Source organism: Limosilactobacillus oris (assembly GCF_025311495.1).
GTDB classification, from domain to species: domain Bacteria; phylum Bacillota; class Bacilli; order Lactobacillales; family Lactobacillaceae; genus Limosilactobacillus; species Limosilactobacillus oris_A.
Window position 1 is genome coordinate 1,130,497 of record NZ_CP104398.1, and the last position, 14,710, is coordinate 1,145,206.

The 14,710-nt window shown below is 48.3% G+C and carries 11 protein-coding genes and 1 riboswitch; of the genes, 6 read left to right on the forward strand and 5 right to left on the reverse strand.

Annotated features, from left to right (window positions below; all coding sequences use genetic code 11):
* Positions 1–166 precede the first annotated feature (166 nt).
* Positions 167–1,495 (forward strand): MATE family efflux transporter, encoded by a 1,329-nt coding sequence (locus tag N4599_RS05715; RefSeq protein WP_062812809.1) that lies wholly within the window; start codon positions 167–169, stop codon positions 1,493–1,495.
* A 79-nt stretch (positions 1,496–1,574) separates the two neighbouring features.
* On the opposite strand, the gene N4599_RS05720 is transcribed toward N4599_RS05715, so the two are convergent.
* A complete protein-coding gene (locus tag N4599_RS05720) occupies positions 1,575–2,633 on the reverse strand; it encodes a dipeptide epimerase (RefSeq protein ID WP_062812808.1) in 1,059 nt (352 codons plus the stop codon).
* Positions 2,634–2,921: 288 nt separating this feature from the next.
* Here N4599_RS05720 and N4599_RS05725 point away from each other — a divergent pair, with 288 nt between their 5' ends.
* The gene (locus tag N4599_RS05725) at positions 2,922–4,418 is read left to right on the forward strand and encodes a peptide MFS transporter (RefSeq protein WP_191363287.1); all 1,497 of its coding nucleotides are present in this window, start codon (positions 2,922–2,924) and stop codon (positions 4,416–4,418) included.
* Between the two features lie 24 nt (positions 4,419–4,442).
* A complete protein-coding gene (locus N4599_RS05730) occupies positions 4,443–5,195 on the forward strand; it encodes a class A beta-lactamase-related serine hydrolase (protein WP_260898392.1) in 753 nt (250 codons plus the stop codon).
* Between the two features lie 399 nt (positions 5,196–5,594).
* Here N4599_RS05730 and N4599_RS05735 read toward each other — a convergent pair whose 3' ends face one another.
* From N4599_RS05735 to N4599_RS05750, 4 genes are all read right to left on the reverse strand, one after another.
* Positions 5,595–7,955 carry a MucBP domain-containing protein gene (locus N4599_RS05735; RefSeq protein WP_260898394.1) on the reverse strand — a complete coding sequence of 787 codons (2,361 nt, stop codon included), beginning with the start codon at positions 7,953–7,955 and terminating at the stop codon, positions 5,595–5,597.
* Positions 7,956–8,312: 357 nt separating this feature from the next.
* A complete protein-coding gene (trxA, locus tag N4599_RS05740) occupies positions 8,313–8,633 on the reverse strand; it encodes a thioredoxin (protein WP_062812805.1) in 321 nt (106 codons plus the stop codon).
* Entirely contained in the window at positions 8,633–9,391 is a 759-nt protein-coding gene (locus N4599_RS05745; protein ID WP_191363289.1) for a TerC family protein, read from the reverse strand. The genes trxA and N4599_RS05745 overlap by 1 nt, the downstream gene beginning before the upstream one ends.
* 20 nt (positions 9,392–9,411) lie before the next feature.
* Complete coding sequence (locus N4599_RS05750) at positions 9,412–10,341, reverse strand: RluA family pseudouridine synthase (protein WP_191363290.1); 930 nt, start codon at positions 10,339–10,341, stop codon at positions 9,412–9,414.
* Positions 10,342–10,469: 128 nt separating this feature from the next.
* Here N4599_RS05750 and N4599_RS05755 point away from each other — a divergent pair, with 128 nt between their 5' ends.
* From N4599_RS05755 to nhaC, 3 genes are all read left to right on the forward strand, one after another.
* Positions 10,470–11,387 (forward strand): magnesium transporter CorA family protein, encoded by a 918-nt coding sequence (locus N4599_RS05755; protein WP_062812802.1) that lies wholly within the window; start codon positions 10,470–10,472, stop codon positions 11,385–11,387.
* A 43-nt stretch (positions 11,388–11,430) separates the two neighbouring features.
* A riboswitch (purine riboswitch) is annotated at positions 11,431–11,528 on the forward strand.
* A gap of 86 nt (positions 11,529–11,614) precedes the next feature.
* Positions 11,615–12,940 carry a nucleobase:cation symporter-2 family protein gene (locus tag N4599_RS05760; RefSeq protein WP_272882257.1) on the forward strand — a complete coding sequence of 442 codons (1,326 nt, stop codon included), beginning with the start codon at positions 11,615–11,617 and terminating at the stop codon, positions 12,938–12,940.
* 356 nt (positions 12,941–13,296) lie between these two features.
* Positions 13,297–14,676 carry a Na+/H+ antiporter NhaC gene (nhaC, locus tag N4599_RS05765; RefSeq protein WP_260898398.1) on the forward strand — a complete coding sequence of 460 codons (1,380 nt, stop codon included), beginning with the start codon at positions 13,297–13,299 and terminating at the stop codon, positions 14,674–14,676.
* Positions 14,677–14,710: the final 34 nt, after the last annotated feature.

A 14,710-nucleotide genomic window follows, 5' to 3' on the forward strand; every position in this document is an offset into this window, starting at 1 on the left:
GTGATATAGTAACAGTGGTTATATTTGAGGATTACTGGCTAAACACACACGAACGCCAACCGCGCTGGCAGTTCCACTACCCTGGTAATCCATAAACGGGTGGGAAGGCAGCATGAATGCTGTCCTTCTCACCCGTTTCCACTTTATTTGCAAAGGAGTCGTAGCGATGAACGAACTGTTTGAACACACTTCAATTAAAAAAGCTTACTTTACTCTCGCACTGCCGGTAGTCTTGTCAATGGCGGTGACCCTCGTCTACAACCTGGTCGATACCTTTTTCGTTTCCAAGACTGGTAACCCGGACCTGGTCGCCGGAGTTTCCCAGGCGGCACCCATCTTTACCCTGATGATTGCCATCGGAGATATTTTTGGCCTCGGCGGCAGTTCACTGATTTCCCGACTGTTTGGCGAACACCAAGATCGGGTTGCCCGGAACGTCTCCGGCTACTGTTTCTATTACTCCATTGCCTGCGGAATCTTTGTTACCATCGTCTTGTTGCTCTTTCAAACACCGATTCTCCACCTAATCGGTGCCTCACCAGCGACCTGGCGGTTTGCCCGCGAATACTATCTGGTGATTGCCTGGGGTGCGCCGTTCATCATCTTTGGTCTGTCGCCGACGAACATTTTACGAACCGAGGGACTAGCCGTTCAATCCATGATTTCTTCAATGGTCGGGACGATCATTAATATCTTCTTAAACCCGGTCTTTATTTTTACTTGTGGTCTTGGTGCCGCGGGATCCGCCCTCGCTACCGTCACTTCTAGCGTGATTGCTGACCTCCTAATGGTCTACTACCTGCGCGCCAAGAGTAAGAAGCTGACAACCTCGATTCACGAAACCAAAATCAGCCGCCAGCTCCAGTGTCAAATTTACGCCATTGGTATTCCAGCCTCCATCACCAACATCATGGTGACCTTCGCCACGGCGATGACCAACCGTTATTTGATTGCGTATGGTGCCGACAGCGTTGCTGCAATGGGAATTGCTATGAAGGCCAATTCAATCATTATCATGATCATGGTCGGCTTTGCCTTTGGTGCCCAGCCGCTAATCGGTTACGCCTACGGGGCCCAAAATGAAAAACGATTCAATGAAGTAATTCATTTTGACCTGCTAGTGGTAATTAGTTTTAACGTTATCTTAACGGTCGTCTTGTTAATCTTCGCTCCGCAGGTCATTACCATTTTCATGAACCGTCCAACAATCGTTCATGAAGGAGCACTAATGCTGCGGTGGCTGTCGTTAACCACAACTTTTGCGGGAATCATTCTAGTCTTTACGACTGCTTTTCAGTCGATGGGCAAGGCCGCGCCCGCTTTTTGGCTTTCTTTTAGTCGTCAAGGACTAATTTTTAGCTTTACCATCGTGATCTTGGCACACTTCTTTGGCTACACTGGAATTCTCGCTGCCCAGGCCTGTGCAGATTGCCTGACGCTGGTATTAGCACTGATCTTTTATAAAATCTACCAACCTCATTTCAATGATCAATGAGGTTAAAATTGCTAAAGCGGTGGAACGTTCAGTTAAAAGGCGAACGCCCCACCGCTTTTTGTGTTGAATTGTCTAATTCTTAGGCCTTCAACCATAGTCGAGCGCCCTCATGAGCAAGCTGACCGTCAGTTGGAAACTGCTTAGCCATGTAGACGGAATCCAAGTCGATAAAGCGGACATTCTGGTGAGCATTGGCAAAGGCAACCGCCGCCGCTAAGCTTTCCGGTGCTTCAATCATGCAGCCAACCATACAAGGGATACCCGCTGCTTGACAAAGTTGGTTAATTTGATTAGCGGGGTAAAGTCCCCCACTCTTCATCAGCTTAATATTTACTAAGTCTGCCGCACCCGCTTTAATCACCGCTAAGGCATCGTCTGGAGTAAAGACGCTTTCGTCAACCATAATCGGCAGTGGAGAAGACCGCCGCAAGTGTGCTAAATTATCAAGCTGGTTCGCTGGCAATGGCTGTTCAACGAAGTCTAAATTTAATGGTGCTACAGCTAACAACCGTAGACCATAACGCGCTTGCTGGTACGTCCATCCCTGATTGACATCGACCCGCAAACTAATCTGTGAGCCGACTGCTTGGCTAATTTTTGTCAAGGTCGCGACATCCTGGTCAACCGTCCCGTTGCCAATTTTAACCTTAAGTGAATGAAACCCAGCCTGAACAAGCCGTTGAGCTTCGGCAGCCATCCGGTCGGGAGCACCAATGCTGATGGTATAATCAGTGGCCATCGTTGCCTTGGCCCCGCCAAGCAGACTAGTCAACGGGCAATGGTAAAGCTCTGCCAGAGCATTGTGAATGGCAATATCAACCGCTGCTTTAGCAGGCTGGTTATTTTGAATACTATTCTGAATAGCGGTCAGCAATGGTTCAGGCGTACTTAGTGATTTACCGACCACCTGCGGCTTAATAACCTCTTCAATAATGCTCCGTAGGGTTACCAGCGTATCACCGGTTACTACTTCGTTCGGCGTTGCCGCACCAACCCCGGTGACTCCATTTTGCAAAACAACGGTAGCCTGAACCGCCTGAATTGCTTTAACCGTATGCAAGTGGGTCACGAACGGACGTTTTAATGGGATCCTTTCAATGCTGGTCGTAAGGTCAGTAATAGTTAAATCATCGCTCAAGATTGACGCTTCCTTTGTTGGATTTATTATCTCCATTATAAAGTGATTAGCTAAAGATTTTCCCTTAATGTCAAATTACTAATAATCAAAGCTTTACTACTAGCTTTTGCTTTAAAAAGCAACGCAATTCTCAATCCAGCATGTATTTATGAAAGTCCTTCTTGCATGCTGGGCCTACTAAACCGGTGATAATGACGAAGCAAAATTGACCGCTTCTTTACAACTCACTATAATTGCCAGCAATTCAAACGTATTTAATAGTAATTGTTGTTCTGGAGGTGTCGGTTAATGAATACTTCAAACATGGATACAGCTTTCTTTGGCCATCCTCGTGGTCTCTCAACCCTGTTCTTTACAGAAACGTGGGAACGGTTTAGCTACTACGGAATGCGTGCTATTCTCTTATTTTACATGTACTATGCAGTCAGTAAGGGTGGCTTGGGAATAAATCAAACTATTGCTGCTTCTATCATGGCCATCTATGGGTCAATGGTTTACTTGTCTAGCGTTGTTGGCGGCTGGCTAGCTGATCGGCTTTGGGGTGCCCGCCGAACGGTACTTTATGGTGGTATCTTGATTATGTTTGGCCATATTGCCCTATCGCTTCCCTTTGCTAAGGGAGCCTTGTTTGCCTCGATCGGTTTAATTGTGGTCGGAACCGGTTTGCTTAAGCCCAACATTTCCGATATGGTCGGCGGACTATACAGCGAAACGGATCGTCGGCGAGACGCCGGTTTTAGTATTTACCTATTTGGTATCAATTTAGGTGCCGCAATTGCTCCATGGGCGGTTCCCTGGGCGGCATCCGGTTTTGGCTTTCACCTTTTTGGCAATCAAACCAACTTCCACGCTGGATTCTCACTAGCTGCGTTTGGAATGTTTTGTGGCTTGGTCCAATACGTGCTCGACGGTAAAAAATATTTAAGCAAGGACAGTCTCTACCCAAATGATCCGCTAACGGAGCAACGAACACCAATAATAGCAAAATCTCTTCTTGTCATCGGTACATTTATTGTGTTATTGCTGATTTTAGCGGCGTTTAACCAGCTTACTATTACTAACCTAATTACGATTATCACCATCATCGCAATCGCCCTGCCACTCTACTATTTCATCTGGATGCTTAACTCTAAGAAAGTAACGTTAGTGGAAAAGAAACGAGTAATCGCATATATTCCCTTATTCATTTCCGCAGTAATTTTTTGGATTATCGATGAATCGGGCTCAGTTGTTTTAGCCTTGTTTGCGGAACAACGCACTATCCTTCACTTAGGCAGTTGGCACTTTACTGCTGCTAACTTTCAAACGCTTAATCCGCTCTTTATGATGCTACTAACCCCATTGTTTGCAACTCTGTGGGACCATCTTAAAAAACGTCCTAGTGCTCCAGTAATGTTTGTGGCCGCACTTGTTTTTGCCGGGTTGTCATATGCTTTCATGGCTCTTCCAGGACTAATTTATGGAACAACGGCGGGACGGGTATCACCATTCTGGCTGGTCGGTTCATGGTTCATCGTTGAACTAGGGGAAGTTTCGCTTTCGCCAGTGGGACTGTCAATTACTAGTCACCTAGCACCCCAGGCTTTTAAGTCTCAAATGATGAGCATGTACTTCCTAGCTGATGCTGCTGGGCAGGCGGTGAACGCGCAAATCGTTAAATTTTACTCGTCAGCAACTGAGGTTCCTTACTTTCTAACAATTGGCGCCATTAGTATCGGTGTAGGAATTATCCTACTCTTCTTTGCTAAACCTATTAACCGGCTAATAACCCGGACGACTAATTAGTTTATCAAGAAAGAAGTATTAATCATGCAAACATTTGAAAAACAATTAAAGGCCACTTGGCAGGAAATTATGGAAAACTACAATAATGCCGCTGCCATCGCTGTGCAACCACTTTGGGATGACCATGAAGAAGTCGGCTTTACTAACTATCCTAATCTCCGCTATGAAACCGCTAGTACAGTCAAAGTTGCAGTTTTAACCCTTTTGCTTCACACAACTGGTGGCTGCTTGGATCAAGCTCAGCAGGACTTAGCATCCCGCATGATTTGCAATAGTGACAACAAGGCTACCACGACCATTCTGGAAAATTACCTCGGTGGAATGTTAGCACTAACGGCTGTCTATCACGGCTTAAAAATGAACAACACTACGGCTTCCACTTGGTGGGGTACTACACTGACGGTCCCACATGACCAATTAAAGCTACTGCGGTTAATTTACCAGCAAACAGACAATGACTACCTCACTGACCAATCTCGCAGGTACATTAGACATCTAATGGCCAACATAAATTATCAACAACAGTGGGGAATTTCAGCAGGCAGTCCCCGCTTCTTTCTCAAAAACGGCTGGCGACGGGCTAGTGATAACCAGAAGTGGGAAGTGCACAGCATTGGCTACATTCCGAATGGCTATCATAGTTACCTAATTGCTATTTATACCCGTAATAACCGCAATTTTAATTCAGGCGTTAGCTATGTTGAAAAATTAGCTAAGGCTACTCGGCAAATTCTAGAAAAGGGAGAGTGGGACAGAACTAGCTTGCCTAGTTCGTAGTCCCACCACCGTCGACGCGTAGCTAGCCTGTAGGAAGGATGGCTACGCCGCGAAGCAAGCCTATTTGGGGTTGGTAAAATGCTGATTTATCAGCGTTTGAACTGCCAGCCAGCTACTGCGTTGTTGCATTATTATCTTTAAAATAGCGAAGAGACTGAGTTAATTCCCAGCCTCATATAAAAAGCCGGACGATGAATCAAAAAGGAATTCATTGTCCGGCTTTATGTATACACAGGAAATCGTTCCTAATACCATGTAATTGTAATTACCACAAAAAAGGAAAAACCGAACCACAATTTTTGAGGATTCAAAAATCATGGTTCGGTTTTCTATATCAAAGGCTAAGGTCAAAATAGTTTTTTTCCCAGCCTCTTGTATTTGACTATTATTATTTGCTAACTAGTTTTCGCGCTTCTTGTTCAAGCCGAGGAAACCGAGCAGACTAGCAACTGCACCCATTCCTAAGCCAAGAACAGCAGCTTGGTTGTTGTTACCAGTTTGTGGCAACTGTTGGGCATTGTGACTGTCCTTTGCAGGTGTAACCTGCTTGCCAGTTTGGGTTGGAACTACTGATTGACCAGGTTGGCTAGTCCCTGGAACCACGCCAGGCGTTCCTGGGTTAGCAGACGTAGTAGGGGTTGTTGGATTTTCTGGGGTCGTCGGGTCAGTTGGGTGATCCGGAGTTGGGTCGTTCGGGTCGATGATTTCTGGCGTGTAGTAAACATTTACAGTCTGGTTGCTAGAAGGATCATTCGGGTTGACCTTAGCGGCAGCAACTTCAGTAATTTCAGGGTTCTGGTAACCGCTAACCTTTGGTGAAGCAACTGCTGTCCAGCCATCGCCGGTAAGCAGGTTGCCCTGAGCGTCAACGTAACCCTTGAGCTGGCCAGTAACCTTGTCAACCAAGGCCGTCCGGCTAGCCTTAACAGGCTGCACTACTGAAGTAGCAACCGGTTCATTGGTCTTGCTATCCAGATAGTTGATCGTCCGGGTGTAAGTGTGGTTCAGCTGGTCGGCGTAAGTCCCGGCTGGGAACTTTGGGCCATCAGGTACAGATGGGGTTGCCGGCTTGTCCGGGGTAACCGTTACCGTATCGTGTTCAACGTTGATGGTCACCTTCTGGGTACCCTTAACGATTGAGCTTGATACAACCACCTCGTCGGCGTTCAGAACCTTGTATCCGGCCTTTTGCAGTTCAGCAATGGTCGTAGCCTTGTCGTAGCTAACCGGAGTGTTGACATCCTGATCGCCAGTGTTGTAAGCGTAGTTATCCAGGTCCTTGTTATCAGTAACATCGTGAACAGTTACGATCACGTTCCCCTGGTCCTTAGCGTAAACAAAGGTCGTTACGTATTGGTAAGCAGTGTATTCACCATTCGTAGCCCCTTCGGTCTTAACCAGGTGGTAGCCTTGGATGTCCTTTGGCTTAGCAGTCCATTCACCAGCCGGGTTCCAGTATGCAGCACTGTTAATCCCCTGGTTGGTTTGATCAGGGTTAGCGGCGTTTGTAGCGAGAGTGTCACTATCAGCTAGCTTGTTGCCCTGTTCATCAACGTAGTTAACTTGAACTGCCTGGTTTGAAATTAAGTAAATCTTTGTCCAAGTAGCGTAGTAGTTGTAGTAATCGTCATTGAAGATCTTGTTGGTCGTACCGATGTAGGAGAAGCCCTGCTTCTTGTAACAGTCAATCAGATCTTGCGTACGCTTTTCAACGTCACCGTTATCTGCACTATTCTTCAGGCCGTAAACTCCGTTGATGGTGAATATACCTGGTAAGTTTATCCAGTTATTAGCAGAAATCACTGCTCCTGCACTGCCCTTGCCTGGGGTTGTCGTAGCCGATTCAGCGTTATCCATTACTTTCTTATATTGGAAAGTCAAGTAGATATAGTTCTTATCTTGAAGGGAGTTCTGGGTTTGACCATCAATCTTCCCTTCAATCAGCGGTGCTGAAACCAGCTTGTAACCCGGGACGTTAATTACAGCCCCTTCGTACTTAGAAGCGTCTGGTGCCTTTGGGTCACCAGCCAGCCGTTCTGGCGATACGGTCGACATGTAGTAACTTGGCAACTCCATTGAAGCCAAAACATGACCGTTATCAGTGTCAACATATTGAACCTTAATTGGCGACAGAACACCGTAGTTCAAGGTAAGGTTGATTTTTCCTTCTACCATCCCATTTTCCAGAACCCGCGTCTCAGGAGTAAGTACCCCCTTCTTCATAAGGGCATAACCATTAGCGTCAAAGTCAAAGTATTGATCTAATATTTCAGGGTTCAGTAACTGGCATCCCGCAACTGGTGCCTTAAAGTTTTGTGCAGTGGTCGCGCCAGGATAAACAACCGGTCCCTTGTAGTCACTCTTATATTCATAGAGACCAGTCATCTTGTTCAGCACTTGAATGTTGCCGCCACGAGTAACGTCATGGAAGTTTACCGTAATATTGTAGTAATCTGGTGCCTTGGTTTCGGCCGCCTGGCTATTGTTGTTTTCGGCAGCTGGCGTAACATTGGCAGTTGCTTGGTTAGCAGTTTGGTTGTTGTTAGCAGCCGCCTGCGTGTTCGTGTCCTTAGCAGCTGCTGCATTATTTTCGCTTACTGGTTGATTAGTGGTTGCATGGTTATCGTTCTGCGTACACTTGTCAGGGTTGACTACCGCTGGCTGGTTAGCCGCATCGCTCTGGGTGTTAGTATCTGCGCTAACAGAGCTAGCTCCTATGAAAGTCAAACCAATCAAGACTGAGGCAACGCCAACGCTCAACTTTTTTAATCGTAAACCGTTGGTGCTTCTGTGCTTGCTTCTTTAACATTTCATTTTGATTATTTTATGCTGCTTTCCATGTTTGATTATCAAGTGAAAATAATAAAAAATTACTATTCGCGTTTTTAAAACGTTGTTATATCAGCGTTTGTAAATGATAATTTTTTTATTATAATTTTGAAGATATGATTATTTTTGCTTATCTGCCGATTTTTGTTTATCACTATTGCCGAAAAGCATCGACTATTCACTGATAAGTGGATAAGCAAAATAAAAAAACAGCCTGACAGCTAACTATCATGGTCAGCTGTCAAGCTGGTTAAGTTCATAACTGAGGCTCTCGTTCTAACACCGGGACTACTCTTCGGCTAACTTCCGGTTAAAATAATGGGCCAGTTTTGCCTCTGGGTATACCCCGGTGACTTTTTCCTTGGCGACCCCATTCCGAAAAACGACCAGTGACGGGATGCTCATTACCTTATAATGCTGGGCAAGCTCTTGGCCGTTGTCGACGTTGAACTTCACAAATTTAATTTGCCCCGCAAACTGCTGCTCCAGCTTTTCTAAGACCGGCGCCATCATCTTGCAGGGGCCACACCACGGTGCCCAAAAGTCAACGACCGTCAGCGGCCCGGTAATCGTCTGGTCAAAGTTCTCTTGTGTTGCTTCAATTGCCATTACTTTTGCTCCTTTTGTTCATCTTTACCACGCCGGATAAAGTGGACAATAATTGTCAGTCCAAATACTATCAGCATAAAGATGCCAAAGTATTGTGATGGTATTTCGATGTCGATTGCCGGAATCGTCAAGAAGAGCTTAATCGCAATCACAAAGATCAAGGCATACGCCATTGGTTCGAGTTCCGGAATTCTACGCATCAATTTCATGATAATCTCGGCTACTCCCCGCATGCAGGCAATCCCAATCAAGCCCCCAATCAGGACGATTACCGGGTTAGGTGAGACCGCCAGCGAAGCTAACACCGAGTCAATAGAGAAAATGATGTCCATAAATTCGATCTGGGCAACGACCAGCCAGAAGCGTTTCCGGCCCGTCACCCGGTCGGCAGTTGTGCGGACTTTTCGTCGCCGCCGGCCGTGGTAGCGATTATGGAAGAACCGGTATACCAGATACATCAGGTAGGCGGCCCCGATTACTTTGATTTCCCAGAAGTTGATTAGGTAGACCCCAATCCCGATGATTAAGAAGCGGAAGAGGTAAGAACCCCAAATTCCGTAAAAGAGGGACTCCTCCTGCTCCTTGAGGGTTGGCAGCACCCGGGTTTGCGCAGCTAAAACGACCGCATTATCGACTGACAGTAGGCACTCAATTATTACTAGCGACAAAATAATGAGCCAATCCTGGCCTGAGGTAATAACCGTTGCCCAGTTATGCGGGTCAAAAAACGGCCCATATAACTTTTCTAAAAGTGACAATTAGTGTCCTCCTTGTAGCATTATTTGCAATCTAACTTTTCTAAGTCGTATTTTACCAGATAATCCGTAAAATAGGACGGCAAAGGTGCCGTAACCTGAATTCTTTTAAAAGAAAAGGGCAGGACCAATTCCTGTTTGGCGCCGTGCAGCAGCATCCGTGAAGAACTATCCCGGCCGTACAAGGGGTCACCAATAATCGGGTGCCCATGGTAGGCAAGGTGGACCCGGAGCTGGTGGGTCCGTCCCGTTGCGAGCTGCAGGAGGACGAGCGTGCGATTGTGCCGGCTTGCCAGCACCTGGTAGTTGGTTTGCGCTGGTTTGGCATTTTCGCCAGCGACGCAATACTTACGCACGTCCCGTGGATCCTTGCCCAGGGGTTCAGTAAACTTTCCCCGGCCGGTCAGGTTGCCGGCAACCACTGCCAGGTAACGACGGTGAATTTGCCCGGAGCTGATCAAGCGGTTGAGGACCGGCACAACCACCGGATTTTTAGCAATAATCATTGCCCCGCTGGTCTCCTGGTCAAGGCGGTGGACCATAAAGGCTCCGCAATTCTTTGCCGTTAGGTAGCCCGCCACGTCGTTCATCAGCGTCCCCGTTTCGCCGTGATAATTTGGGTGGCTCTTTTGTCCTTGCGGCTTATTGACCACTACCAGGTCTCGATTTTCAAACAGGACCCTAACCCGTGGTGCGCTGGTCGGTCGGTAATCATTTGCCGCCGGGGTTCGGAACTCATCCCCGTTAAAAGCCAGCGTCACCCGGTCCCTAGCTGCGACCACCGTGTTCATATAGGCATAGCGACCATTTAGCAGGACATGGTGACGGCGGCGCAAAAAGTGAACATAGCGGTTCGGCAACAGCCACTGGTCATGCAGTAAAGTCCGAAGGCTGCAACGAGCCTGGTTCTCCGGCAGGTGCTCCTCAATTTTCCAGCGAATTTTGTCCGTCATTTTTCCACCCCTCTTATACGTTAGTTTTATTTTATAATTATTTCCCGGGAAATGGAAAAGCGTCCTCTTTACTTTTCCCCGTTTATAGCGTTGAATATTAATGTAAGCACTTATAGGAGGTGAATAGCTTGCTCAGTACCGAAGAAATTAACGATCACAGTCGGTGGATCAGTGTATTTGAACCACTCCCCCGCGAGCGGGCAGACCTGATCAAAAAATACGAAGTGACCCAAGAACTGCTGGACTATGCTATTGACCCCTACGAAAAAGCCCGGGTTGAAGTCGACCCGGATGCGGGGGTAACCTTGTTGATTTTCGACGTCTACGTCCCGACCCACGCGGTGACCGCTCCTCAGACGGCCCCCATTGGGATTATGCTGACAACCAATAATATTATTACCTTCACCAATGCCAAGACGAACTTTGTTAACGGGATTATCGCCAACCAGCTTAAAATTTTGCAGAAGCGGGGCCCGATTACCGATAAGCTCAACCTGGTTTTCCCGGTTCTTTACCGGCTCTCGACGAACTACTTTGGTCCCCTCCGCCGGGTTGATCAGCAGCGGCAGCAAATTCAGCGTAATTTGCAAAAACGAACTGGGCGAAACGCCATTACGGAGTTCATGGAAATTGAAACCGGCTTGGTCTACATGTTAACTTCTCTCAAAGGAAACGTCTCCCTGCTAGAGGAGTTCAAACGGCGGTTTGCCCCCCGGATGTCGACCCGGCAGCGCAACGACCTGGACGACGTGATCGTCGAAGCACAACAGGGGCTGGAGATGGCCCAGATGACCTCTGATGTCTCCGAGCGGGTCTCCAACGCTTACAGTAAGGTTTTGGATAGCGACCTGAACCAAACGATGAAGTACCTGACCATCTATTCGATTGTCCTATCAATTCCTACCATTGTTTCGGGATTTTATGGCGAAAACGTGAAACTGCCCTTAGCTGATGGGAACCTTTCCTGGCTCCTCACCCTGGTAATTACTCTCGTGCTGATGGTCGCCTGCGTGATTTTCCTCATCAACCGCCGCTGGTGGAAGTAACCCCCTTGCACGACGACAGTGAGGGTGGTAGGATTACTAACATCGAACAAGCAAATTAATAGCCTATATAATGCCGAGATATGGTCGGCAGTTTCTACCCGGAGCCTTAAATTCCGGACTATAAGCGTTTCAATACTTATACTAAAAAGAAGCTGCGGCATTTCCTTGCCGCAGCTTCTTTTACTAGGCTGTGATTTGACTTTCATTGTTATTAGGAGGAATTTCTTGTGAAGCAAGCAACTTCAACTGTTTATCACGGCCAAGCCAGCTACCGCACATTTACCAGCGAGTGGCACAACCTGGTGCTCGGTTTTCAGCACCTTTTAGCTATGTATTCTGGGGACGTCCTGGTGCCCCTGCTGATTGGGCACTACCTGCACTTCTCCGCCCTCCAGATAACCTACCTGGTGTCCATTGACATCTTTATGTGTGGGGTGGCAACGCTCCTGCAACTCAAGCAAACACCACTGACGGGGATTGGCCTGCCGGTTGTCCTTGGCTGTGCTGTTCAGGCCGTGACGCCCCTTGAGTCAATCGGTGGCAAGCTCGGAATCACCTACATGTACGGGGCCATCATTGCCGCCGGAATCTTCGTCTTCCTGATTGCCGGCTTCTTCGCCCGCCTCAAGCGCTTCTTCCCGCCAGTTGTCACTGGGTCATTAATTACGATCATCGGTTTCACCCTGGTCCCGGTTGGCTTTCAAGATCTCGGTGGCGGCACCCCGACCGCCGCGTCATTCGGGAACCCAACGAATCTGCTGGTCGGCTTTTTGACGATTATTATCATTCTAGTCATCAGCGCCTTTGCCCGGGGCTTCATGAAGTCAATCGCCATTCTGATTGGAATCCTGGTGGCTTCATTTATCGCCGGTGGTCTCGGCCAGGTATCGTTAACCCCCGTTAGTGAAGCAGCCTGGTTCCATACGCCCCAGCTCTTCTTCTTTGGGGTACCCCGCTTCAACCTGAGTGCCATGGTCACCATGATGCTGGTTTCCCTGACCACCATGATTGAGTCCACAGGGGTGTTCTTCGCCCTCAGTGACATCACCGGCCGCCAGCTCACCACAAAGGATTTGGAACGGGGCTACCGGGCCGAGGGGATTGCCGCAGTCCTGGGCGGGCTCTTCAACACCTTTCCCTACTCAACTTTCTCGGAAAACGTTGGGGTTCTCAAAATGTCCGGGGTCAAAACCCGGCGGCCAGTCTACTACGCCGCTTTCCTGCTCCTCCTGCTCGGTCTGCTGCCAAAGGTCGGCGCACTGGCAACTGTGATTCCTGAACCCGTCCTTGGTGGTGCCATGATTGTTATGTTCGGAATGGTCGGCGTCCAGGGAGTACAGATCCTTCACAAGGTTGATTTCACCAAAAACTCGAACCTCCTGACCGCTTCCGTTTCCATCGGGCTGGGTCTTGGAATTACCATGTACCCGCAACTCTTCCAGCACATGCCGACCGAAGTCCAGATTATTCTGGGCAACGGAATCGTCGTCACCAGCATTTCGGCGGTCCTGCTGAACCTACTCTTCAACCACCGCTGGGCGAGAGAAAAATAATTGGCCGTTGACAAACGCCTAGCAAGACGATAATATAATGGCAACAATTTTCGTTCTAGTAGGTCCTGCGTTGGGTGTCAGAGAACCGGTGGTGATGTGCGAACCGGTCAGGCGAAGCGGCTGAATTATCACGAAATCTCAATTATCCGGCCATGATCAGTGCCGTTACCACCTGATAAGAGTGCGGCAATAGTCCGTAAGCTGGGTGGTACCACGGTTTAAATAATCGTCCCGTTGATTTAGTTCAACGGGACGTTTTTTGTTTAAGGAGGAAGTTATCATGAGCAACTGTGGCGGGGTCATCCGTTATCTTAGCTGCTAAATTGCAACGCTAACGATTAAGGAGGACCTAGGTTATGAAAAAAGTATACTTTAATGAAGCCATTATTATTCTGATTATTATGTTGATTATCTTGGGAACCGCCGTCATTAAGTTCCGCCTGTCACCCCAGATTCCCGTTCTATTTACGATTGCCCTGCTCATCTTCTGGGCGCGCTTTCGGGGGGCCTCCTGGGAGGATATCCACCAGGGAATCCAAGAGGGGATTGGCACGGCCATCATCCCGATTTTCATCTTTATTCTGATTGGGGCCTTGATTGCCGTCTGGATTAAGGCTGGGATTATCCCCGCCATTATGGTAGTTGGTTTCAAGCTGATTTCCAGTCAGTTCTTTATCCCCTCAACATTCGTGGTCTGCTCGCTGGTCGGCCTGTCGATTGGGAGCGGCTTTACTACCATTTCCACGATTGGAATCGCCCTCTTTGGGATGGGGGTCGCAATGAACATCAACCCGGCCTTAATTGCCGGGGCCATCATCTCCGGGGCCGTCTTTGGCGATAAGATGTCACCCCTCTCTGATTCGACCAACCTCGCGTCCGCAATTGCCGGCAGCGACCTCTTTGCCCACATTAAGAACATGATGTGGTCCACCATCCCCTCGTTCGTCGTTTCGCTAATCCTCTTCTGGCTGCTCGGCAGTGCGGGTTCGCATATCGACGCGGGCAAAATTGCCCGGACTGCGGCCGTCTTGACCCAGCACTTCACCATCAGCTGGTGGGCGCTCTTGCCAATCGCCCTGATGTTTATCTGTGCTTGGCGGCACATTCCGGCAATTCCAACCCTCTTTATCAACATCTTCGTTACAGTCATCATGATTTTCTGCCAACACCCGCACGAATCATTATCCTCACTGACTGGTTTAATTACCGACGGTTTCGTAGCCCACACCAGTGATAGTTCCGTTAACACCCTGCTATCACGAGGTGGTATTTCCAGCATGATGACCACCGTTTCCCTGATTATCGTAACCCTCTCCCTCGGAGGCCTGCTAATGAAGTTCCAGGTGGTTCAAGTCGCGATGGAACCGCTGGTCAAGCACCTGCGCAAGCCGGGACCGTTGGTTACTACGACCATCCTGGCCGGAATTGGTATCAACCTTTTCGTCGGCGAACAGTACCTCTCCGTTATTTTGCCAGGGAAGGCGTTCAAACCCGCCTTTGCCCGGATTGGTCTTTCATCTTTAGCACTCAGTCGGGTACTCGAAGATGGTGGAAGTGTGATTAACTACCTCATCCCGTGGGGCGTTGCTGGCTCCTTTGCCGCTTCCACCCTCGGTGTTCCCGTTTTACACTTCCTGCCCTTCGTCTTCTTCAGTCTCTTCTCACCGGTATTCTCCATCCTGAGCGGGTTCACCGGTATCGGGCTCAAATGGGCCGCTGAAAAAGAGCAGCACTAACGATGCTATAAAAACTAAAGAGTAAAAAAGCCCC